This is a genomic window from Mesorhizobium sp. M1227 (assembly GCF_040318315.1).
In the GTDB taxonomy this organism is placed as follows: Bacteria; Pseudomonadota; Alphaproteobacteria; order Rhizobiales; family Rhizobiaceae; genus Mesorhizobium.
In genome coordinates this window covers 14467-35431 of sequence record NZ_JAMYLZ010000048.1, presented here as the reverse complement: position 1 = coordinate 35431, position 20965 = coordinate 14467, and the positions used below count along the sequence as shown (strand labels likewise).

Below are 20965 nucleotides of genomic sequence, written 5' to 3'. Positions count from 1 at the left end.
GGGTTCGTGGGGCTCCCCCGTCAGGGGGCCGTGTCCCCGGGGCGGGTGCCGGTTTGGGGGGCCCCCCAAATACGGGGGGGTCCCTAAACACCACGGGCCCCGGTTTGCCCCGGGGCCCCCGAGCCGGAAGTTGAGATCGTGGACCGGGATAGCCGTCAGCTCACGCCGGCAAAAGTGCCTCGCATGAGCAGATCCGGCAGATAGCTTGCCGGCTTACCGCCAACCGCCTGCCCACCGGTCAGGCCGCCTTGTATTTCAGGGCCGAAGAACGAATACGGAAAGGGCGTGACCGGCCGGCTCACCGCATCGAGCCGTGCCCGAAGATCTTCGGGAATGTCGAAATCAAGCGCGCCGAGATTGTCCTTGAGCTGGTCAAGCCTGGTGGCGCCGACGATGACGGACGCAATGCCTGGCCTGTTGGCCGTCCAGTTCAGGGCGACCTGGGCCATGCTGCGGCCGAGCTGGCCGGCAACCCTCTCCAGTTCGGCGACGATTTGCCAGTTGCGATCGGTGAATTTCTGGAAACCGGGATTGGTCGAACCACGCATTGTCTCCAGCCGGCCACCGTCCTCGACGACTGTATCGAAACGGTATTTTCCGCTGAGCAGACCGCTGGCCAACGGACTCCAGACCATGATTCCGGCGCCATAGCGCGTGCCGAACGGCACGAACTCGTGCTCGATGTTGCGCTCGGCCAGCGAATATTCGAGCTGAAGCGCCGAAACCGGTTCATAGCCGCGATGCTCGGCGACGGCCTGCGCCCGGCTTGCGTACCAGGCCGGCACGTCGGACAGACCGACATGCCGGATCTTTCCGGCGCGCACCAGATCGTCCAGCGTCCGCATCACCTCCTCCGGCGGCGTCAGCCTGTCCCAGGTATGGAGGATGTAGAGATCGATGTAGTCGGTGCCGAGCCGCTTCAGCGAACCGTCTATCGCCCGCAGGATGTTCTTGCGGCCGTTGCCCCCGGCGTTCGGGTTGCCCGGTTCGGCGTTGTAGGTGAATTTGGTACTGATCACCGACTTGTCGCGCAGCCCACGCTCGGCGATGAATTCGCCGAGCCAGGTTTCGGCCGTGCCACCGGTATAGAGATCGGCGGTATCGAAGAAATTGCCACCGGCTTCGACATAGGCATCCACCAAGGCGCGCGCGGTTTCCTTCTCCGCGCCCCAGCCCCATTCCGTGCCGAACGTCATGGTGCCGAGCGCCAGGCGGGTGACACGCAGCCCGCTGTTGCCGAGCGTGTAGTAGGACATGGTCATGGATTTCTCCTGCAGTTTGAAAAGCGGGATTGAGGTCTTGCCTGGGATACGCAGTCAGGCCTTGGCCAGCGCATCGACCACCACCTGGAAGCGGCGCGGATCGAAATAATCGTGGTAGGCGCTGATCAGACCGCTCTTGAAGTGGAAAATCGCGATATTGCTGTTGGTGTATTCAGTGCCGCCGATCAGCACCGCGCGGTTCTTGTACTCAACGACGATCGCGTCCGAATTCGCTGCCGGATAGATGGCTGTCAGCTGCGAATCGAAGGATTCGAAATTACCGAAGAGGCCTCGGAAGGCCGCCAGGATCGCGACCTTACCATCGATGCTGTTTCCAAATCCTGCCGGCGGGTAGAAGACAAGTATCCGGCCATCTTCAGCCCAAAGGTCGCCCCATGCCTCAATGTCCTTGCGGTGCATCAGATCAAAGAATTTACGCACGGTCTCGAGATTACGGGTTCGTTCGGAATCGAGGTCGGTCATTAGACGTTTCCATGGCTACTCGGCCGTGTGATGCAGCCAAAGATGCGCCCTCCTTTCCCCACCGATAAGATTGCATTATCCGAATGGACTATGCGATATCATGCATGAATGGACCGCGATCTGCTTAGCCACCTACCTATAATCGTTGCCGTCGCGCGACGTGGCGGTTTCGCGCCGGCAGCCGCCGAGCTCGGCATGAGCCCGTCAGCGGTCAGCCATGCGGTTCGGCTGGTAGAGGAGCGAATCGGCCAGCCGTTGTTTGCCCGCACCACGCGCAGCGTCTCGCTGACCGAGGCTGGCACCGCGCTTGTCGCTGCGGCGGAGCCGGCGCTGGAAGACATTGCCGACCGGATCGAACGTATCCGCTCTGTCAAAGGCCGGGCAAGCGGACTGCTCAGGATCAACGCGCCGCGTTTGGCGCTGCCTCTGGCGCTGATGCCCATCCTGACGGCGATGGCGGAACGTTACCCTGACGTGACGGTGGAGATCGTCACCGACGAACGTCTGAGCGATATCGTCGGCGAGGGTTTTGACGCCGGCATCCGGCTGGGCGAGATGATCGCCGAGGATATGGTGACGGTGCGACTGACAGGGCCTTTCCGCAGCATCATCGTTGCCTCGCCGGCCTATGTCGCCCGGCGCGGGCGGCCATGGGCGTTGGCCGATCTCGCCGTGCACAACTGCATCGGTTATCGGCTGTTGCGATCACGTGCGCTCTATCACTGGGATCTATCCGATCAGGGCAAGGATATCAGCGTCGAGACACGCGGCAGCGTGGTCGTCAGCGATCCGCTGTCGGCAAGGGAAATGGCGCTTGCCGGCATCGGCCTCGCCTATCTGTTCGAGCCGCTTGTCAAGCCTGACATCGAGGCAGGCCGGCTGGTCGAAGTCCTTGGCGAGGCATCGATCGAGGAACCGGGACTGTTCCTCTATTTCCCGCGCCGCGCCGCGATGGCCCCGAAGCTCCGCGCCTTCATCGACACCGCGCAAGAAATCGGCCGGGCATCCTCGCGGATACCCGGCCGAAAAAAGCCTCTCAAACGAATAGTTACTTCTTGACCGCTGCCGCGACTTCCGCCGCGAAATCGGTCTCTTCCTTCTCGATACCCTCACCGAGCGCGAAGCGCAGATAGGCAGCGATTTTGGCTGGCGCGCCTATTTCGCTCTCGGCATCCTTCAGCGCCTTCTCGACGGTAATGTCGGGATTGAGCACGAAAGCCTGCTTGAGCAGCACGACCTCTTCATAGAACTTGCGCAAACGGCCTTCGACCATCTTCTCGATGATCGCTTCCGGCTTGCCGGACTGGCGCGCCTGGTCGGCGAAGATCGCCTTCTCGCGTTCCACTGCGGCCGGATCGAGCTCTTCGGTGGTCAGGGCCATCGGATTGGTGGCAGCGACATGCATGGCAACCTGACGGGCGAAGGCGTTGGCGGCATGCGCGTTGCCCGTCGTCTCGATGGCCACCAGCACGCCGAGCTTGCCAAGGCCGTCGGCGACCGCATTGTGAACGTAGGTTGCGACAGCGCCGTGCTCGACCGTGAGCTTGGCCGAGCGGCGGAAGCCCAGATTCTCACCGATGGTGCCGACAGCGTCCTTGATGGTCTCGGCGACCGATTTGCCCGATCCCGGATAGGGAGCGGCGGCAACGGCCTCGGTCTTGCCGCCATAGGCAAGCGCGACCTTCGCGACATTGGCGACGATCTCCTGGAACGCAGCATTGCGGGCAACGAAGTCCGTCTCGGAATTGACCTCGACGATCGCTGCCTCGCGGACGCCGGAATCTACGCCGATCAGGCCTTCGGCAGCGGTACGGCCAGCCTTCTTGTCGGCCTTTGAAATGCCCTTCTTGCGCAGCCAGTCGATGGCTTCTTCCATATTGCCGTTGGTCTCGTTCAACGCCGCCTTGCAGTCCATCATGCCCGCGCCGGTCAAGTCGCGGAGTTCTTTGACCTGTGCAGCCGAAATGCTCATTGTCGCCTCTTTGTCTAAATGCACTGACGCACCATCGATTTTCGATGATGCGCCTGGTGCTGGTAGCGCTTACCGCGCCAACATATTGGAAAGATGAAGGCCGCAGCCGGCCTTCGCTACTATGCTTCCGGGGTCTGGGCTGCCGGGCTCTCGGCGGCCGGGGTCTGATCGAGCGCCGGCTCGACCGGAGCCTCGACCGATGCGCCGATATCGACACCGAGCGCGCCCTGCTGACGGGCGATGCCGTCGATAGCTGCCTTGGCGATCAGATCGCAATACAGCTGGATGGCGCGGGCCGCGTCGTCATTGCCGGGGATCGGGAAGTCGATCTTGTCCGGGTCGCAGTTGGAATCGATGATGGCAACGACCGGGATGCCGAGACGCTTGGCCTCGAGAATGGCGATCGCTTCCTTGTTAGTGTCGATCACGAACATCAAATCGGGCGTCGAACCCATATCCTTGATGCCGCCCAGCGCCTTGTCGAGCTTCTCACGCTCGCGGTCGAGGTTGAGGCGCTCTTTCTTGGTCAGGCCCTGAGCCTCGCCGGCCAGCATTTCGTCGAGCTTGCGCAGGCGCTGGATGGAATTCGAGATCGTCTTCCAGTTGGTCAGCATGCCGCCGAGCCAACGCGAGTTGACATAGTACTGGGCCGAGCGCTGCGCGGCATCGGCGACGATGTCGGAGGCCTGGCGCTTGGTGCCGACGAACAGCACCCGGCCGCCCTTGGCAACAGTGTCGGAAACCTGCTTCAACGCCTGGTGCAGCAAAGGCACTGTCTGCGAGAGGTCGATGATGTGGATGTTGTTGCGGGCGCCGTAGATATAGGGCGCCATTTTCGGGTTCCAGCGGTGGGTCTGGTGGCCGAAGTGAATGCCAGCTTCCAATAGCTGGCGCATGCTGAAATCAGGCAGAGCCATTCTTATTTCCTTTCCGGTTAGCCTCCACGGACACAGGCATTTTTGGACTTTGTCCTCGAACGCCACCGGAGGTTTCAGCCGGATTTCTCCCGGGCAGACACCAAAGTCCGTGTGTGGAATGAGCGCGCATATAGAGGGGAAGCGCGACAAACGCAAGCGCTGTGGCGTCTTGCGGCTCAGCGTGCGGCGATCAGCGCACCGGTGTCATTGCCGCATCTTCCCCTTCGGCACCCGCACACGCCGGAAAACGGCGACGATCTCCTCGCGGCTGCACTCGATGGCGCCTAACCGCACTGCGCGGTCGCGCTCGAACCCGGTTATGTCATAGTGCGGCGCGGATGTCTTTGGCGGTCCTTGGTAGGACGCGCGCTTGATGCCGAGCTGCCCGGCAAAGCGATGCAGCTCGTCGGTGTCGTCTGCCAGCAGATGACACCAGCGGTGGCCGACCCATTTCCAGATCGCCGCATCGACATAGACCGCCACAGGCTTGCCGCACTCCTTCATCTTGCGCCGACCAACACACCGCTAACGATGATAGAAGGGATTGGCATAGAAAATGAAGCCGCCGCCAGCCTCGAGTTGCGTCATCGTCCTGGTGACGGTCTCCTGCATCCGGTCGTGCAGTTCGGCGAGTGCCTCCTCGACGGAGCCTTGATAGGCGTGCAAGCCTAGCGGCTCCGGTACCCGGACATAGGCGCGACGTGGGCCTGCCGGCTGCGGCACGAAACGGTTGATCGCATCGCGCAGCGTACCCTTGCAATAATCGTTGCGGATCCGCTTCAAATGTTCGGCGATCTCCTCCTGCGTGATGCGCGGGTTGGCTGAGGCCCACGGCCCGACACGCTGCAGGCGCTGGATCGCATCTGCCAGCGTTCGGACCTGCTTCTGGCTTCCGCTGCCATCCGTGCTTTCCCGCAGCCAGCGCCGCGAACGGCGCAAAAGGTCGGCATTGTCGAGCGTGCCGGCGTCGACCGAGACAAGTTCGGCAAGGCGACGGCCGAGTTCGGTCAGCAGGTCCTTTTGACGTGCGTCATACGAAGCCCGCTCATCGGACCGCAGGCCATATGCAGCCTCATCGCGAGACAGCAACGTCGCATAGATATGATGGATGCGCTCCGGCAGCGAATCGGCGGCACGGCGTTCGATTTTCAGGCTGTGCTCGACATAGGCGCATTCCTTTGCCAGCGCTGCCTCGACATTCCCCGTGAAAGCAAGCTTCCAGATCACGGGCGCGATCCAAACCTTGAAATCCGGATCCGTCAGGCGGCCGCGCTTCAACGCCTCGAACCCCATTTCGACCGCGCCCGGCAGCAGCGGGGCAATGATGTTGGCATGCCAGCCGACACCGCCTTCGGGATGCAGGAGCACGCCGTGCCCCTTCAGCGCCCAGGCCACCGAATGTTCCTTGGCGGCCGCGCTGTTGCCCGGGATTTGCGCGATCAGATTGTTGGCCAACCAGAATTTCTGCATCAGCCGGCCAAGCCCGTTGACGACGCCGTGCGTGGCCCAGGATGCCGCCAGCGGGCTTACCCGCGAGACGACCTCCTTGTCGATCATCCAGTCGGCAAAGAATTCAGGATGGTTGGGCGTGATGAACGTCGCCTTGCCCGCGCCGCAACAAGCCTTCAGCCTTTGCCGGTCATCCTCCGGAAAATCGATGTGGCGGACATTGGCGACGCCGCGCAAACCGGCCAGACGGTTGAATGGCAACAGGTCGCGAAACCCCGGAATGCCGTGCAGCATGACAATCCGGTTGACGAATGTCATAGCGTTGATCAGTGTCGCATTGGGCCGCGGCGCCACAAAAACGTCGATCCTGCTCAACCTGCTCCCCCGCGGCGCATACCGTAATAAAACGTTGATAGGCAATTGCGGCATGCTCAAGTCGATGCGACTTGCCCCGCAAGATTAAGCGCTACTATCCCGGATAGCGGCCGGCGGCTTGCCGTTCACTCGAGCTTATTTAGACGGGCAGGTCTTAGGCTGATCGAACAGTGACAGATTGACCAATTTGCCGGTCATCGAGAACTCGCCATAGTCCATGACGAGATCGCGCGTGATGCCGTTCTTGTGCAGCTTGAAGCTGATCCGGTATTCCGGCACCTCCTCGCCGCCTTTGTCGGCATCATCGAAATAGGCGATGTCGACCGGCCAGTATTTGTCGGTGGCGAGCTTGGCCAGCGCCGGCGCTTCCGGATCGGCATTGTCGGCATCGGCTTGCTTGCCGACGACGACGGTGGTGGTCACCACCTTGTTGGCGTCCTCAGAGCCGTCGAACAGGTTGGTTTCGTAGAAACGCTCGCCCTTTTCCGCCTTGCCGATCATTTCGACCATTTGCTGGGTCGGGAACTGGGTCGGCGCGAGTTCCAGGCTGTTCTTCTCGGGCTTGTCGATATCGACCTTGAGACCGTTGGCTTCCTTCGTTGCGGTACCCTTGACCTCCTTGTCGAGGTTCTGGTCGACAAAGGATTTGTTCACGAAGGAGAAGGTCTTGCCCTCGGCATCCTCGAAGGTGGTCATCTGCTGGTCGGTCAGCCTTGTGTTGTCGCTGGTTACGATCTGGGTCACCAAACGGAACTTTACCGTATAGCCCTCGCAAGGCGAGCCGTTGAACTCGTAGACCATGCGGCCGGTGATGCCGGTAATGCCGGAACGGTCTGAAGCCTTGTCGAGTGAAATGTCGTAAACAGCACGATGCGCCTGCAGCGCAGGCACCGCAAAAGCGGGAGCCGCCCAGGAAGCCGCTGTCAAGAGAACGGCGTTGAATGCGAGGCGCGTTGCGCGCATGGGGTGCTCCGATCATCGCGGCTAGTGGCAAGCCGCATGGAAAGATGGTCCAGCTTAAAAAAAGTCGTGGCGGAAGCGAGGCAAAAATAGCAATTTCGGCCCGGCCTGCGCGGCACCTTCAAGCAATAGGGAAATAGCATGAGCGAAACAATCGAAAAGCGGCTAAGCGATCTCGGCGTGGCGCTGCCGGCCGCCGCCGCGCCCGCCGCCAATTACGTGCCCTATTGCCGGACCGGCAATCTGCTGTTCACCGCCGGGCAGTTGCCGCTCAAGGAGGGCAAGCTCCAGGCGAGCGGACTGCTTGGCCGCGATGTCGACACCGCGACCGGCAAGGAAGCCGCAAAATACTGTGCGATCAACATATTGGCCCAGGCTCAGGCGGCACTTGGCGATCTCGAGAAAATCCGTCGCTTGGTGAAGATCACCGTCTTCGTCGCCTCGGCACCGGATTTTGTCGAACAGCATCTGGTTGCCAACGGCGCCTCGGATTTTCTCGCCGCCGTGCTCGGCGATCGTGGCAAGCACGCTCGCTCCGCCGTCGGCACCGCCTCCCTGCCGCTTAATGCCGCAGTGGAAATCGAAGCGATCTTCGAAGTCGAATGACCGGGACTGCAACCATGACCGATCTTTCCTGGCTGACCGCCCGGCCCGTCGCCCATCGCGGCCTCCACGACATGAACAAGACGCGCTGGGAGAACACCCTTTCCGCCTTCGCTGCGGCGGCCGAGCGCGGCTACGCGATCGAATGCGATGTGCACCTGTCATCCGACGGCGTCCCCGTCATCATCCACGATGGCGATCTGCGGCGGCTGACCGGCGAGGATGGCTTCGTCTGGCAGCGTACGGCTGCAGAGATCACGGCGCTGAAGGTCGGCGGCACCGCCGACCATTTGCCGACGCTGCAGCAGGCGCTTGATCTGGTCGACGGCCGTGTGCCGATGGTTGTCGAACTGAAAGGTGCTGCCGGGCATGACGAAGGCCTGGTCGAAAGCGTCGGCAAGATGCTCAAGCATTACAAGGGCAAGACCGCGATCATGTCGTTCGACCATTGGCTGATCCGCGAGTTCCCGAAATATGCACCCGGCATACCCGGCGGGTTGACCGCCTACGGCAACGACAACCACCTGATCGAGGCGCATTTCGCCATGCTGGCGCATGACATCGCCTTCACCTCCTACGCTGCCGGCGACCTGCCGAACCGGTTCGTCTCCTTCGTGCGAGAGAGACTCGGTATGCCGGTGATCACCTGGACCGTGCACGACCAGCCTGCCGTCGACCTGACCTTCAAATATGCCGACCAGATGACGTTCGAAGGATTCGAGCCCGATCTGGTACGGCTTGCCTGAGCGGGCTTGTATGGGTCCGCAGCGAGCTTAAGTAAGCCTCATGGATCAAGGGGACGACTGTGAAAGACAAACGGCGAATGCGGAGCTGTCGATCCGCATCGCCGCGGGCATCGGCGCCTTTACCAGCGCTGAATGGGACAGCCTCGGCGGCACTACACGCGGCGATGCAGAATACGGCTACAACCCGCTTGTCTCATTCGCTTTTTTGAGCGCGCTGGAAGATTCCGGCTGCGCTGTTCGGCGCACAGGCTGGCAAGGCCATCACCTCAGGCTGGAAACCGCGCGAGGCATGTTGCTCGGAGCGGTCCCCTGCTATCTGAAGTCGCACAGCCAGGGCGAATATGTCTTCGACCATGGCTGGTCGGACGCGTTCGAACGCGCCGGCGGGCGCTACTATCCGAAGCTGCAATGCGCGGTGCCGTTCACACCCGTCACCGGCCCTCGCCTGCTGGTCGGCAGGGGCGAGGACATCCCCACCGTCAAGGCCGGTCTTGCGACCGGCCTGAAGGCGGTGACGGATAAGCTCGGCGTGTCTTCCGCGCATGTTACTTTCGCGCCGGAGGACGACGTCCAGGTATTGGCGGCGGCCGGCTTCCTGCATCGCACCGACCAGCAGTTTCACTTCTTCAACGAAGGCTTTTCGAGCTACAACGATTTTCTCACAACGTTAGCCTCGCGCAAGCGCAAGGCAATGAAGAAAGAGCGGCGCGAGGCCCTCGCCGACGGCATCTCGATCGACTGGCTGACCGGCAAGGATCTGACCGAAAAGGCCTGGGACGACTTTTTCGCGTTCTACATGGATACCGGCAGCAGGAAATGGGGCCGGCCCTACCTCAACCGCGATTTCTTCTCACTTATCGGCGAACGCATGGCCGACGACATCCTGCTGGTCATGGCCAAACGCAGCGGGCGCTACATTGCAGGTGCCATCAACTTCATCGGTTCAGACGCGCTCTACGGCCGCAATTGGGGCTGCATCGAGGACCACCCGTTCCTGCATTTCGAGGTCTGCTACCATCAGGCGATCGATTTCGCCATCTCGCGCAAGCTGAAGGTGGTTGAAGCCGGTGCGCAGGGCGAGCACAAGCTGGCGCGCGGCTACCGGCCCGTGACGATGCATTCGGCGCACTACATCGCCCATCCAGGTCTGCGCAATGCAGTGGCCGACTACCTCCAGCGCGAGCGGCGCGAAGTCGAGCGGATGAGCGAATATCTGGAAGAGCACACCCCGTTCCGCAAGGACATGGCGGAGTAGAGCAGCGAGACCCCACTCGCTCAGCCACACGGGCCGCATGGCCGATGTCGACCGATCGTCTTGCCCGCCCGGAACAGCTTCGCTACACGAGACAGCGAGCCAAGAACCGGAGCGCGCGCCATGGCCGAAGCAACCTATGACAGCAGCAACATCTTCGCAAAAATCCTGCGCGGAGAAATCCCTTCGCACCGCGTCTACGAGGATGACGCGGTCATTGTCTTCATGGATGTGATGCCGCAAGGACAGGGTCACACGCTGGTGGTGCCGAAAGCACCGTCGCGCAACCTGCTTGACGCGGATCCGGCGGTGCTTGGCCCGCTCTTCGTTCACGTCCAGAAAGTTGCGCGGGCCGTAAAGAAGGCCTTCGATGCCGATGGCGTCACGGTTATGCAGTTCAACGAACCAGCTTCGGGGCAGACTGTCTTTCACCTTCACGTCCATGTCATTCCGCGCTTCGAGGGCATTCCCTTGAAGCCGCACAGCGGACAGATGGAAAAGCCTGAAGTCCTGGCCGAAAACGCCGGCAAGATACGGATGGCGCTGGCAAGCTGAACTGGCGCAACCGCCCTGGCGGGCGCCGGGCGGTTAACCGGAAAATGTCATAAAAAAAGCCCCGGTGCCGGGGCTTTTTTTGATTTGTGGATTCGTCAGTTCTTACGCGGCAGTTGCGGCACAAGGCTGCGCTTGCCACCATCCTTGCCTTTCGGCTCCGGCTTCGGCGCCACCGCCTTTTTCGCGGCGGGCTTCTTCGCCACGGCCTTCTTGGCCTTCGGCACGTCGTCCGGCTCTTCCTTCTTCGGCTTCACCGGCGCCTCGTCGGCGAGCGATTCGAGCTTCAGGCCGGTCTCGCCGGTTTCCTTCTTCTCGACGGTGACACGTACCGTGCCGCCCTTCTTGAGCTTGCCGAACAGCACCTCGTCGGCCAGCGGCTTCTTGATGTGCTCCTGGATGACACGGCCAAGCGGCCGGGCGCCCATGCGCTCGTCATAGCCCTTGTCGGCCAGCCATGCGATCGCCTCCTGCGACAGGTCGAATGTCACGCCGCGCTCGGAAAGCTGCGCTTCCAGCTGCATGACGAACTTCTGCACCACCTGATGGATGACCGGCACCGGCAGCGAGCCGAACGGAATGATCGCATCGAGACGGTTGCGGAACTCCGGCGTGAACAGCCGGTTGATCGCTTCGACATCGTCGCCTTCGCGCTTGGTCGAACCGAAACCGATGGCCGCGCGCTGCGCGTCGGACGCGCCCGCATTGGTGGTCATAATCAGGATGACATTGCGGAAGTCGATCTGCTTGCCGTTATGGTCGGTCAGCTTGCCGTGATCCATGACCTGCAACAGGATGTTGAACAGATCCGGATGCGCCTTCTCCACTTCGTCCAGCAACAGCACGCAATGCGGATGCTGGTCGACGCCGTCGGTCAGAAGGCCGCCCTGGTCGAAGCCGACATAGCCGGGAGGCGCGCCGATCAGCCGTGAAACGGTGTGGCGTTCCATATATTCCGACATGTCGAAGCGGATCAGCTCCACGCCGAGCGAGGCGGCGAGCTGCTTGGCCACTTCCGTCTTGCCGACACCGGTCGGACCCGAGAACAGGTACGAGCCGATCGGCTTTTCCGGTTCGCGCAGGCCGGCCCGCGCCAGCTTGATGGCCGAGGTCAGCGCTGTGATCGCGGTGTCCTGGCCGTAGACGACGCGCTTCAACTCGATGTCGAGGCCTTGCAGCACCTTCTCGTCGTCGGCGGAAACCGTCTTCGGCGGGATACGCGCCATCGTGGCGATCGTCGCTTCGATCTCCTTGATACCGATGGTCTTCTTGCGCTTGGCTTCCGGCACGAGCATCTGCGAGGCGCCGGTCTCGTCGATCACGTCGATCGCCTTGTCCGGCAGCTTGCGGTCGTTGATGTAACGCGCCGAGAGCTCGACCGAAGCCTTGATCGCCTCGCTCGTGTAGCGGACCTTGTGGAACTCCTCGAAATAGGGCTTGAGGCCCTTCATGATCTCGATGGCGTCCTCGACAGTCGGCTCGTTGACGTCGATCTTCTGGAAGCGCCGCACCAGCGCGCGGTCCTTCTCGAAGAACTGGCGGAACTCCTTGTAGGTGGTCGAGCCGATGCAGCGGATCGCGCCCGAAGACAGCGCCGGCTTCAACAGGTTCGACGCATCCATGGCCCCGCCGGAGGTGGCCCCTGCCCCGATCACGGTGTGGATTTCGTCGATGAACAGCACGGCGCCGGGATAATCCTCGAGCTCCTTGACGACCTGCTTCAGCCGCTCCTCGAAATCGCCGCGATAGCGGGTGCCGGCCAGCAACGTGCCCATGTCGAGCGCGAAGATGGTGGCATTGTGCAGCACTTCGGGAACGTCGCCCTCGACGATGCGCTTGGCGAGGCCTTCGGCGATTGCCGTCTTGCCGACGCCAGGATCACCGACATAGAGCGGGTTGTTCTTGGAGCGGCGGCACAGCACCTGGATGGTCCGGTTGATCTCGCTCTCGCGACCGATCAATGGATCGATCTTGCCGGCCTTGGCCTTGTTGTTCAGGTTGACGCAATAGGCAGTCAGCGCGTCCTGCTGCTGCTTCTTCTTGCCGCCTTCCTCTTGCGGCTCGGCTCCGCTCTGGCTGCCTTGCTCGTCGTCGGCGCCGCGCGGCGTCCGCGTCTCGGAAGCGCCGGGGCGCTTGGCGATGCCATGCGAGATGTAGTTGACCGCGTCGTAGCGGGTCATCTGCTGTTCCTGCAGGAAGTAGGCGGCGTGGCTCTCGCGCTCGGCGAAGATGGCGACGAGCACGTTGGCGCCGGACACTTCCTCGCGGCCTGACGACTGCACATGGATCACCGCGCGCTGGATGACGCGCTGGAAACCGGCAGTCGGCTTGGAATCTTCATCGTAGCCGGTGACGAGGTTGTCGAGCTCGGTGTCGATATAGGTGAGGACCGTATGCTTCAACTCGTCGAGATCGACGTTGCAGGCACGCATGACAGCGGCCGCCTCGGTGTCGTCGATCAGGGCGAGCAGCAAATGTTCAAGGGTTGCATATTCATGGTGCCGCTCATTGGCGAGCGTCAGCGCTTGGTGAAGCGCCTTTTCCAGGCCTTGGGAGAAAGCCGGCATGTTACCTCACTTCTTCTCCATCACGCATTGCAGCGGATGCTGATTCTGTCGGGCGAAATCCATGACCTGAGACACTTTGGTCTCGGCCACCTCGAATGTATAGACCCCGCACTCGCCCACCCCATGATTGTGAACATGAAGCATTATGCGTGTGGCGGCTTCGCGGTCCTTCTGGAAAAAGCGCTCCAGCACGTGGACCACGAATTCCATGGGTGTGTAGTCGTCGTTAAGAATGAGGACCCGATACAGACTGGGCTTCTTGGTCTTGGTTTTTGTGCGCGTGATGACGGCCGTGCCGCGACCGGCCTCATTGCCGTTGCTGCCGTTCTGCATTCGCACCACGTAGCTCGTGGCAGTCAAACCTATAGTCACGTAGTCCTGCCTCTTTCGAATCCTCATGCATGCTCGACATGTAGGTGTTCGATGGACGATTTTAAGCCCTTCTGTTTAGCTGACAATATGGCTAGGTGGCCAAACTTGACCGATTTTTCAAATCGTGAAGACCGCAGGCCCCGATTTCGAGCTGGCATGAAAAAACCCGGCCGCGCGTTCGCGACCGGGTCTGTCTTTGCAAGCCCAAGGGCCGGCTCGGAATGTTCGTCGAATTTACTTCGCCTTGGCGACGATCGATTCGAACGGCTTGTAAGCTTCCTTGGCGAGTTCGGCATAGAGATCGCCAAGCTTGGTGGCCTCGGTGACGAAGCTCTCATAGGACTGCTTGGCATAGTCGGACTGGATATCGATCGCCTTGTCCAGCGACTTGGCGGAAAAGAGCTTCTCGACAGCGGCGCTACCGGCTTCGAAGCTTTTCTTGGTGTACTCACCCGCCTCGGCGGCGATAGCCTGCGCCCCCTTGGACAGCGAGGCGAAGCTCTTCAATCCGGTGTCCGCAAATTCCTTGCCGTATTTGCTGAAATCTTCATAGGTCTGGGTCATTTCACGCATTCCCTTGAACGGTTGCCTTGGACGATAGACGCGGCTTGTCCGGGCCGCGTTGTGCAATGCGTGTAAATATATTGTGCAGTGCACAAAAGTCAAGATTCCCGCGGCAATGCGGATCGTGAGCTGCCGGCATTCGCTAAGATTCGAATAAAGAGAAGCTCAATCCCACAGAAAATGGTGAACGCGGCGGTTACCATAAACGGATTGGTAACGCTGCCTGCGTTAGCGTGGCCGGAGGTGAGGCAGGACCCTTTGCCGCCTCCAAGGCAACGGAAATTCAAAGGAACTATCAGTGCGTAAGGCGTTGTCGGGCTTCGTTTCCAAATCCGTGTCCCCCTTCAAAACGATCATGATCCTCGCCATGGCGATGAGCTTCGTCGTCGCGGACGCGGCTTCATCCATGGCGGCCAAGTCGGCGGCCATCGTCATCGATGCCAAGACCGGCAAGGTGCTTTATTCGTCGGATGCCGATGGCCGGCGCTATCCGGCTTCGCTTACCAAGATGATGACGCTCTATCTGACGTTCGAGGCGTTGGCGAAGGGCAGGATCAGCAAGAATTCCCCGGTCGTGTTCTCGGCCAATGCCGCTGCCGAACCGCCGACGAAGCTCGGCGTCAAGCGGGGCGGCTCGGTCACGGTCGAGACCGCGATCCTGTCGATGGTGACCAAATCGGCAAACGATTCCGCAACGGCGCTTGGCGAGACGCTCGGCGGCAACGAAGCCAATTTCGCCCGCATGATGACCGCCAAGGCGCGGGCGCTGGGCATGAGGGGAACCGTTTTCCGCAACGCCAACGGCTTGCCTGATCCCGGCCAGTTCACGACCGCGCGCGACATGGCGATGCTCGGCATCGCCCTGAGAGAGCATTTCCCGCAATATTACGGCTATTTCTCGCAGCGCTCCTTTCTTTACGGGCGGCAGCGCATCAACGGCCACAATCGTCTGCTCGGACGCATCAAGGGCGTCGACGGCATCAAGACCGGTTACACCCGCGCCTCCGGTTACAATCTGGTCTCCTCGGTCTCGGATGGCGATCGGCGCATCGTAGCGGTGGTCATGGGCGGCAGGTCCGGAGGCAGCCGCGACAGCCAGATGGCCGGGTTGATCAATGCCTACATGCCGCAGGCGTCGTCGCGCGGCGGCGGCGTGCTGATTGCCAAGGCCGGCGGCGGCAATCCGATTTCAGCCTTGGCCAAGGTGCTTCTACCGAAGCATGACGCGCCGACACCGGACAGTAAGCCGGACGACGATGCCGTTGCCTCTCTTGTCGAGGAAAATGCGCCCGTCGTTGAAGAGACCGCTCCGGTCGTTCAGGCCAAGAGGGTCAAGACGACGGCTGTGTCGACGGTGGACGACGTGGCGACAGCCCGGGTCGCCGCAGCCTATGCCGAACCGGCGGCAGAGGTCGATCCGGTCAGCACGGCGTCGGTGCCATCCGGCTGGGCAATACAGGTCGCCTCTTCGCCAAAACAGGCCGAAGCGAAGGCTTTCCTCGACAAAGCGACGAAGCAGGCGCCCTCCGTTCTGACCGATGCCTCCGGTTTCACCGTCGCCTTCGACAAGGACGGTGTCACCTACTACCGCGCCCGGTTCGGTGGTTTCGGTTCGAAGACGGCTGCCTGGAAAGCCTGCAACGCTTTGAAAAAGAAGAAGATCGAGTGCTACGCCGTCCAGCAGTAAGCGGCGCGCGAAACGATATCTGTCCCGAAGTTCTTGCGTCGAAGGAGACTAGTTGTGATTGGAGAGCAAGACGTCCTTGGCTTCATTGATCCGCGCCGCCAGGAAAGACGTGCCACCGATATCGGGGTGCAGGCGCTGCATCAGGCGGCGGTGCGCCTTGCGGACATCCGCCGCGGCAGCCCCCGCTTCAAGACCAAGGATCTTGTAGGCCTCCTCCTTAGTCATGGCGCCAGAACCTGGCGCAACACCCAGCTCTTCGCCACCATTCGCATCAGCGTCTTTGCGCCAGATGGGAAATCGGCCGTCAAGATACGTCTCTAGCAATTGGCGGCTCTCCGGATCGCCGGAGAGTTCGCGATAGAGTTGCTGCAATTCGGCAAGCCCCATCGAGCCAAGCATCTTGCCTTCATGGCGCCCGGCCAGCACAAGGCCTTCGAGGCCGCCGGTATCGTGATCGAGTTCCATCTCAAGCGCCGCCGTACGAACTGTCGAACGCTTGCCCGCCGCCAGTTTGGCTGCCGGCCGATTCATGCGCATGGAGCCGTACCAGGCGAGCGCAGCCGACAGGATCAAGCCCCCGATGCCCTCGCGCCCGACCAGCAGCACGGCGACGCCGACCAGCCCGAGCAGCACAGGTCCAAGCGTCCTCATGCCGCCTGCAAGCTTCGCCGGATCGGCGCGCAGGAAGATGGTGAGCATGCCGAGAAACACCAGAAGCAATGCTACGAAAGCGATAATCGCGCCCATCAGTTTCCGCCGCCCCGCATATGCTCGATCATCAGTCGGTCTTCCGGCCTGCCCCGGGCCTCCAGTGCCTTCAGCCCGCCGGTGGCAAACACGGCGACGGACGAAAGCAGGCCGGCCAACGTCGCGGCAGCCCGCCGATCGAACCTGAACCAGGCCCCTTTCGACAGCCGCGCAATTTCCTTGAACGCCTTTTCCGCAGCGGCATCATGGCCCTCCTGAAAGACGAAGACAGGAACGCCGTGCAGACCGAGGCTGCCGGCCTTTTCGGCCAGATCATCTATGTTTTCTTCCATCGCGTCGCCGATATAGACCAGCGCGTTGACCTTGGCCGCCGCCGTCTGTTTCAGCGCGTGGGCGAGCACCTTGCCGATCTGGGTACGGCCGCTGCGGCAGTTGATGCGCGTCATCAGCTGTTTCAGAGCTGCGGTATCGGTGACGAATGCGGATGAGCGGCACTCGCCAAGGCCGCGAAAATAGACAAGTTGAACCTTGAGCGCCCCGGCCTTGCCGACGGCGTCGAACATCTCGGCCTGCAGCGCACAGGCGAGATCCCAGGTCGGCTGGCGGCTCATTGTCGCGTCGAGGGACAGGATCAGCCTGCCTGAACCGGTGGCGGATGCAGCGAGCGTCCTTGCCTGACGGAGAAACGCGTCGATCTCGCCGGTGCTCGATTGAGACTCGACCGGCGCAGGATTGGCCCTTGCAGGCACGGGCTGCTTCTTGTCGCTCATGACATTCAAGATGTGGCGTTGTCCCCCGGCTTGCAAGCCCAGATGAGGCGACCTGGAGGACCTGTGATGATGGCACCTGCGGACAGCGCTTCGGCTGGTGGTCTTGGCGTTGCGCTTCTCGGCGTCAGAGCAGGCCGAGATCGGCAAGCTCACGCCTGAGCTTCGGCGGCATCTCGATCAGCCCGGCTTTGCCCTTGCCGAGATCGGCCGGCGCGTCCGCCGGCTTCAGGTAGCGCCACCCCTGGAATGCACGGCGCGGTTGCCAGTCAGTGCGCACGACCTCGGGATCGAGGATCAGATGGCAACGGCCGATGCCCTCGTCATCGGTGAAGGGCCGGATTTCGGTGATCAGCTGGCGGCATTGGACATTGCCCTTGATCACCCAGTAGAGCGAGCCGCCGTCGGTAATCTCGGCGCCACGCGTCGGCACCATGCGGGTGGTGTGGTAGTGCTCGGCCGGTTCGCCGGCGCGGCGCCGCTCGTCGAGACGGAAGGCAATCCACTCTTCCAGATCCTCGACGCTGTCACAGCCGACGCAAAGCTTTATGAGATTGAGAGACATCGTTTAAGGTTTAGTCCAGCACGCGAACGCGTCAACGGCCTGATCGACTTCTCCACAGTGGTGGTCCATGCCGCCAGATTGGCGCTCAGCACTCCACGACATTGACGGCCAATCCGCCAAGGCTGGTTTCTTTGTACTTTTCGTTCATGTCGAGGCCGGTCTGGCGCATCGTCTCGATCGCGGCATCGAGCGGCACGAAATGAACGCCGTCGCCCTTGATGGCCAGCGAAGCGGCGGTCACCGCCTTGACGGCACCAAGCGCGTTGCGCTCGATACACGGCACCTGCACCAGGCCGCCGACCGGATCGCAGGTCATGCCGAGATGATGTTCCAGCGCGATCTCGGCAGCATTCTCGACCTGCTCGGGCGTGCCGCCCATGACGGCGCACAATCCCGCCGCAGCCATTGCCGAAGCCGAACCGACCTCGCCTTGGCAGCCGACTTCCGCCCCCGAGATCGAAGCATTGGTTTTGATGATGCCGCCGACGGCCGCCGCCGTCAGCAGGAAATCGCGAATGCTGGGCTGGTCGGCTTCGGGATGGAAATGCAACCAGTAGCGCAGCACTGCGGGCAGAGTGCCGGCCGCCCCATTGGTTGGCGCGGTGACGACACGGCCGCCGGCAGCGTTCTCCTCATTGACCGCCATCGCATAGATCGACAGCCAGTCGTTGGCGAGCAGCGGGTTAGGCCGGTTCTGCTGCCATTGCTCCTGCAGCTTGTCGTGCAGCATCCGGGCACGGCGGCGCACCTTGAGTCCGCCTGGCATGATGCCGTCTTGCGACAGGCCGCGCTCGATGCAGCCCTTCATGGCGCTCCAGATGCCGTCGAGGCCGGCGTCGAGCTCCCCGCGCGACATCTGTGTCTCCTCGTTGACGCGCTTCATCTCGGCAATGGAAAGCCCGCTTTTCGCTGCCATGGACAGCATTTCGACGGCGTTCTTGAACGGATACGGAACCTTCTTGCCTTCGGTTGTCGCCGAGCCCCTTGCTTTCATCCGCTGCAGTTCTTCCTCGGACACTACGAAGCCGCCGCCGATCGAATAATAGACGCGCCTCAGCAGCAACCGGTCGCCGGCATCATGGGCAGAGAAGGCCATGCCGTTGGCGTGACCCGGCAGCGGCGTCTTGCGATCCAGCACAAGATCCGTTGCCGGGTCGAAACGGTAGGACGGATGGCCGGGCGGCGAAATCCGTTTCTCGGCGGCGATGCCAGCGACGATGCCGTCTGCTAGGTCGGGATCCACCGTCTGCGGCGTCTGGCCCGCGAGGCCGAGCACCACGGCTCGGTCGGAGCCATGGCCGATGCCGGTGTAGGCGAGCGAGCCATGCAGGCTGGCAGCGATCCGGTCGACCTTGGCGCCGGCCGGGCGCGGCCAGTCGTCTCCCGCAATCTCGTCGAGAAACCGCCGCGCGGCCGTCATCGGCCCCATCGTGTGCGAACTCGATGGGCCGATGCCGATCTTGAACAAGTCGAAAACCGAAAGGAACACGTGGGCGTTTTCTCCTGGGACCCTGTTGAGGTCTACATATAGGAATTCCCATGATGTTTTCCGCTGTTTTGAAGATTGCGGCGCTGCGCCTGCCGACCTTGTTTGCTCCGGCAGCGACATTCCAACTTCGGCCATCGAAGCATTACTGCCGCCTGTGGTAAAAGCAACGCATGAGCGATTCCTTTCACCTATCGACGGCCGACCTTGCGGCGCTGGGGTTCTTCCTTGCCGCGTGGGTGCTGCATACGCTCGCCGCCGATGGAATGCTGGTCAGCCGCATGTCGCTGACGAGGGCTATGAACACGCAGCGCGAGGCCTGGATGCGGACCATGGCCGAACGCGAGATCCGCATCGTCGACACCGCCATCATGAGCGGGCTGCAACAGGGGACCGCCTTCTTTGCCTCCAGTTCGCTGATTGCGATCGGCGGCTGTTTTGCCCTGCTCGGCGCCTCCGATCAGGTTCTGACCGTGCTGAGCGACCTGCCGTTTGGCGCCACGTCCTCACGCGCAGCCTTCCAGACGAAGGTGCTCGGGCTGGTGCTGATCCTGGCCTTTTCCTTCTTCAAATTCGGCTGGGCTTACCGGCTGTTCAACTATTGCTCGATCCTGATCGGCGCCGTGCCGATTCCGCATGGCGAGGCGTCGCGCAATCCGGTCACCGAAACGGCGGTGTGGCGTGCCGCGCGCATGAACATGTTGGCCGGAAAGCATTTCAATTCGGGCCTGCGCGGCGTGTTCTTCTCGATTGGCTATCTTGGCTGGTTCGTCGATCCCGCGGTGTTCGTCCTGTCGACGCTGCTGCTCCTGGCGGTGCTGGTGCGCCGCCAGTTTTTCTCGGCGGCGCGGCAGGCGGTGCTCGGTCAGCCGCCCGGCCCAACATCCGGCGCCGGAAAAGGCCGGTCTATCCGGCCCGACAGCCAGTAGGCAATCAGCCCGATCCATTCACGGGTCGCGATGGTTGTGGTCTGCAGTGCTTCGTTGGCATCCGTGCGGAACAGGCCGATGCCTTCCCTGCCGGAGGTGCGGTAGTCGACCGGCCACGGAACCGTCGCAAAACCGGCTTTGTCGAACAGCGCCTTGGCGCGTGGCATGTGGAAGGCCGAGGTCACCAGCAGCCAGGTCTCGCCCGGTTTTGGCGTGATCAGTTGCTTGGTGAAGACCGCATTCTCGTAGGTGTTGCGTGATTTGCCCTCAAGGACCAGCCGATCGGCCGTCACGCCGAGCGCAGTGAACAGGCGTGGAGCTGTCGCCGCATCGCCCTCGTCTTCGCGGACCATTGCAATGGGGCCACCTGAAATGACGACCCTCGCTGTCGGAAAACGCCGTGCCAGCACGGCTGCCTCGACCAATCGGTCGCCACTGGCGTTGAGTTCATAGCCACCGCGGACGAAGTTGATGGCGCTCTCCATACCGCCGCCGAGCACAACGATTCCGTCAACTCGTTCCGGCAGCGGTGGCTTGGGGAAACGCTCCTCGAGCGGATTAAGCATCACTGCGCCGAGCGAGGTCCACGCCGAGAGTGCAAGGACAAGGAATGCCAGCACGCTCCCGGTGGCAAACAGCCTCTTGCGCCCGACCAATGCCGCAAGCAATCCAGCCAGCAGCAGGATGATCGCGAGATTAAGCGGCTGGACGAAGAGCCAGAGAATCTTGGAGACATAGAAGAACATCCC

At 61.9% G+C, this 20965-nt stretch carries 22 protein-coding genes; 7 read left to right on the top strand and 15 right to left on the bottom strand.

From position 1 onward, the window contains the following. Window positions 1-155: 155 nt before the first annotated feature. Window positions 156-1262 (bottom strand): aldo/keto reductase, encoded by a 1107-nt coding sequence (locus NKH28_RS31290; RefSeq protein ID WP_352816501.1) that lies wholly within the window; start codon window positions 1260-1262, stop codon window positions 156-158. Between the two features lie 54 nt (window positions 1263-1316). Further along, window positions 1317-1745 (bottom strand): nuclear transport factor 2 family protein, encoded by a 429-nt coding sequence (locus NKH28_RS31285; protein WP_352981139.1) that lies wholly within the window; start codon window positions 1743-1745, stop codon window positions 1317-1319. 108 nt (window positions 1746-1853) lie between these two features. Here NKH28_RS31285 and NKH28_RS31280 point away from each other — a divergent pair, with 108 nt between their 5' ends. Then, window positions 1854-2804 carry a LysR family transcriptional regulator gene (locus tag NKH28_RS31280; protein WP_352613739.1) on the top strand — a complete coding sequence of 317 codons (951 nt, stop codon included), beginning with the start codon at window positions 1854-1856 and terminating at the stop codon, window positions 2802-2804. Here the strand turns inward: NKH28_RS31280 and tsf are convergent. The 5 genes from tsf to NKH28_RS31255 form a co-directional block, all read right to left on the bottom strand. Next, window positions 2794-3717 (bottom strand): translation elongation factor Ts, encoded by a 924-nt coding sequence (gene tsf, locus NKH28_RS31275; protein WP_352471655.1) that lies wholly within the window; start codon window positions 3715-3717, stop codon window positions 2794-2796. The genes NKH28_RS31280 and tsf overlap by 11 nt on opposite strands. A gap of 119 nt (window positions 3718-3836) precedes the next feature. Then, window positions 3837-4634 carry a 30S ribosomal protein S2 gene (gene rpsB / locus NKH28_RS31270; protein WP_031211288.1) on the bottom strand — a complete coding sequence of 266 codons (798 nt, stop codon included), beginning with the start codon at window positions 4632-4634 and terminating at the stop codon, window positions 3837-3839. Window positions 4635-4838: 204 nt separating this feature from the next. Next, window positions 4839-5117 (bottom strand): DUF4031 domain-containing protein, encoded by a 279-nt coding sequence (locus tag NKH28_RS31265; protein ID WP_352540673.1) that lies wholly within the window; start codon window positions 5115-5117, stop codon window positions 4839-4841. Window positions 5118-5159: 42 nt separating this feature from the next. After that, window positions 5160-6458: a lysophospholipid acyltransferase family protein gene (locus tag NKH28_RS31260; protein ID WP_352981138.1), complete on the bottom strand. Its 1299-nt coding sequence runs from the start codon at window positions 6456-6458 to the stop codon at window positions 5160-5162. A gap of 135 nt (window positions 6459-6593) precedes the next feature. Next, complete coding sequence (locus NKH28_RS31255) at window positions 6594-7421, bottom strand: cell envelope integrity EipB family protein (RefSeq protein WP_023674927.1); 828 nt, start codon at window positions 7419-7421, stop codon at window positions 6594-6596. Between the two features lie 138 nt (window positions 7422-7559). On the opposite strand from NKH28_RS31255, the gene NKH28_RS31250 reads away from it, so the two are divergent. The 4 genes from NKH28_RS31250 (at window position 7560) to NKH28_RS31235 (ending at window position 10574) form a co-directional block, all read left to right on the top strand. After that, entirely contained in the window at window positions 7560-8024 is a 465-nt protein-coding gene (locus tag NKH28_RS31250) for a RidA family protein (RefSeq protein ID WP_352981137.1), read from the top strand. A gap of 14 nt (window positions 8025-8038) precedes the next feature. Beyond that, on the top strand, window positions 8039-8767 hold the full coding sequence (locus NKH28_RS31245; RefSeq protein ID WP_023674925.1) for a glycerophosphodiester phosphodiesterase: 729 nt from the start codon (window positions 8039-8041) through the stop codon (window positions 8765-8767). A gap of 40 nt (window positions 8768-8807) precedes the next feature. Next, on the top strand, window positions 8808-10022 hold the full coding sequence (locus tag NKH28_RS31240) for a GNAT family N-acetyltransferase (protein ID WP_352766614.1): 1215 nt from the start codon (window positions 8808-8810) through the stop codon (window positions 10020-10022). Between the two features lie 120 nt (window positions 10023-10142). Beyond that, window positions 10143-10574, top strand: a complete 432-nt coding sequence (locus tag NKH28_RS31235) for an HIT family protein (protein ID WP_352744117.1) — start codon at window positions 10143-10145, stop codon at window positions 10572-10574. Window positions 10575-10669: 95 nt separating this feature from the next. Here the strand turns inward: NKH28_RS31235 and clpA are convergent, their stop codons facing one another. The 3 genes from clpA to NKH28_RS31220 all read right to left on the bottom strand — a co-directional run bounded on the left by clpA (window position 10670) and on the right by NKH28_RS31220 (window position 14074). Further along, window positions 10670-13138, bottom strand: a complete 2469-nt coding sequence (clpA, locus tag NKH28_RS31230) for an ATP-dependent Clp protease ATP-binding subunit ClpA (protein WP_352613749.1) — start codon at window positions 13136-13138, stop codon at window positions 10670-10672. Window positions 13139-13144: 6 nt separating this feature from the next. Then, complete coding sequence (gene clpS / locus NKH28_RS31225) at window positions 13145-13471, bottom strand: ATP-dependent Clp protease adapter ClpS (protein WP_023717744.1); 327 nt, start codon at window positions 13469-13471, stop codon at window positions 13145-13147. Window positions 13472-13744: 273 nt separating this feature from the next. Further along, complete coding sequence (locus tag NKH28_RS31220) at window positions 13745-14074, bottom strand: phasin family protein (RefSeq protein ID WP_352471661.1); 330 nt, start codon at window positions 14072-14074, stop codon at window positions 13745-13747. Window positions 14075-14372: 298 nt separating this feature from the next. On the opposite strand from NKH28_RS31220, the gene NKH28_RS31215 reads away from it, so the two are divergent. Beyond that, window positions 14373-15761, top strand: a complete 1389-nt coding sequence (locus NKH28_RS31215; protein ID WP_352540574.1) for an SPOR domain-containing protein — start codon at window positions 14373-14375, stop codon at window positions 15759-15761. Window positions 15762-15809: 48 nt separating this feature from the next. Here the strand turns inward: NKH28_RS31215 and NKH28_RS31210 are convergent, their stop codons facing one another. The 4 genes from NKH28_RS31210 to NKH28_RS31195 form a co-directional block, all read right to left on the bottom strand. Next, window positions 15810-16508 (bottom strand): DnaJ domain-containing protein, encoded by a 699-nt coding sequence (locus NKH28_RS31210; protein ID WP_352981136.1) that lies wholly within the window; start codon window positions 16506-16508, stop codon window positions 15810-15812. Continuing rightward, on the bottom strand, window positions 16508-17239 hold the full coding sequence (locus NKH28_RS31205; protein WP_352613752.1) for a vWA domain-containing protein: 732 nt from the start codon (window positions 17237-17239) through the stop codon (window positions 16508-16510). Before NKH28_RS31205 ends, NKH28_RS31210 begins: the two co-directional genes overlap by 1 nt. A gap of 124 nt (window positions 17240-17363) precedes the next feature. Further along, the gene (locus NKH28_RS31200) at window positions 17364-17801 is read right to left on the bottom strand and encodes a DUF1489 family protein (protein WP_352466463.1); all 438 of its coding nucleotides are present in this window, start codon (window positions 17799-17801) and stop codon (window positions 17364-17366) included. Between the two features lie 85 nt (window positions 17802-17886). Further along, on the bottom strand, window positions 17887-19290 hold the full coding sequence (locus NKH28_RS31195) for an L-serine ammonia-lyase (RefSeq protein ID WP_352502378.1): 1404 nt from the start codon (window positions 19288-19290) through the stop codon (window positions 17887-17889). Between the two features lie 170 nt (window positions 19291-19460). Here NKH28_RS31195 and NKH28_RS31190 point away from each other — a divergent pair, with 170 nt between their 5' ends. Next, window positions 19461-20216 (top strand): DUF599 domain-containing protein, encoded by a 756-nt coding sequence (locus NKH28_RS31190; RefSeq protein ID WP_352816522.1) that lies wholly within the window; start codon window positions 19461-19463, stop codon window positions 20214-20216. Here the strand turns inward: NKH28_RS31190 and NKH28_RS31185 are convergent. Beyond that, window positions 20153-20962, bottom strand: coding sequence for a YdcF family protein (locus tag NKH28_RS31185; RefSeq protein WP_352613755.1), 810 nt, complete (start codon window positions 20960-20962; stop codon window positions 20153-20155). The genes NKH28_RS31190 and NKH28_RS31185 overlap by 64 nt on opposite strands. Between the last annotated feature and the right edge of the window lie 3 nt (window positions 20963-20965).

Coding starts and splice junctions, on each gene's coding strand:
- NKH28_RS31290 (WP_352816501.1), bottom strand. CDS start 1,262: ATGACCATGTCCTACTACACGCTCGGCAACAGCGGGCTGCGTGTCACC.
- NKH28_RS31285 (WP_352981139.1), bottom strand. CDS start 1,745: ATGACCGACCTCGATTCCGAACGAACCCGTAATCTCGAGACCGTGCGT.
- NKH28_RS31280 (WP_352613739.1), top strand. CDS start 1,854: ATGGACCGCGATCTGCTTAGCCACCTACCTATAATCGTTGCCGTCGCG.
- tsf (WP_352471655.1), bottom strand. CDS start 3,717: ATGAGCATTTCGGCTGCACAGGTCAAAGAACTCCGCGACTTGACCGGC.
- rpsB (WP_031211288.1), bottom strand. CDS start 4,634: ATGGCTCTGCCTGATTTCAGCATGCGCCAGCTATTGGAAGCTGGCATT.
- NKH28_RS31255 (WP_023674927.1), bottom strand. CDS start 7,421: ATGCGCGCAACGCGCCTCGCATTCAACGCCGTTCTCTTGACAGCGGCT.
- NKH28_RS31250 (WP_352981137.1), top strand. CDS start 7,560: ATGAGCGAAACAATCGAAAAGCGGCTAAGCGATCTCGGCGTGGCGCTG.
- NKH28_RS31245 (WP_023674925.1), top strand. CDS start 8,039: ATGACCGATCTTTCCTGGCTGACCGCCCGGCCCGTCGCCCATCGCGGC.
- NKH28_RS31240 (WP_352766614.1), top strand. CDS start 8,808: ATGGATCAAGGGGACGACTGTGAAAGACAAACGGCGAATGCGGAGCTG.
- NKH28_RS31235 (WP_352744117.1), top strand. CDS start 10,143: ATGGCCGAAGCAACCTATGACAGCAGCAACATCTTCGCAAAAATCCTG.
- clpA (WP_352613749.1), bottom strand. CDS start 13,138: ATGCCGGCTTTCTCCCAAGGCCTGGAAAAGGCGCTTCACCAAGCGCTG.
- clpS (WP_023717744.1), bottom strand. CDS start 13,471: ATGCAGAACGGCAGCAACGGCAATGAGGCCGGTCGCGGCACGGCCGTC.
- NKH28_RS31220 (WP_352471661.1), bottom strand. CDS start 14,074: ATGACCCAGACCTATGAAGATTTCAGCAAATACGGCAAGGAATTTGCG.
- NKH28_RS31210 (WP_352981136.1), bottom strand. CDS start 16,508: ATGGGCGCGATTATCGCTTTCGTAGCATTGCTTCTGGTGTTTCTCGGC.
- NKH28_RS31205 (WP_352613752.1), bottom strand. CDS start 17,239: ATGAGCGACAAGAAGCAGCCCGTGCCTGCAAGGGCCAATCCTGCGCCG.
- NKH28_RS31200 (WP_352466463.1), bottom strand. CDS start 17,801: ATGTCTCTCAATCTCATAAAGCTTTGCGTCGGCTGTGACAGCGTCGAG.
- NKH28_RS31190 (WP_352816522.1), top strand. CDS start 19,461: ATGAGCGATTCCTTTCACCTATCGACGGCCGACCTTGCGGCGCTGGGG.
- NKH28_RS31185 (WP_352613755.1), bottom strand. CDS start 20,962: ATGTTCTTCTATGTCTCCAAGATTCTCTGGCTCTTCGTCCAGCCGCTT.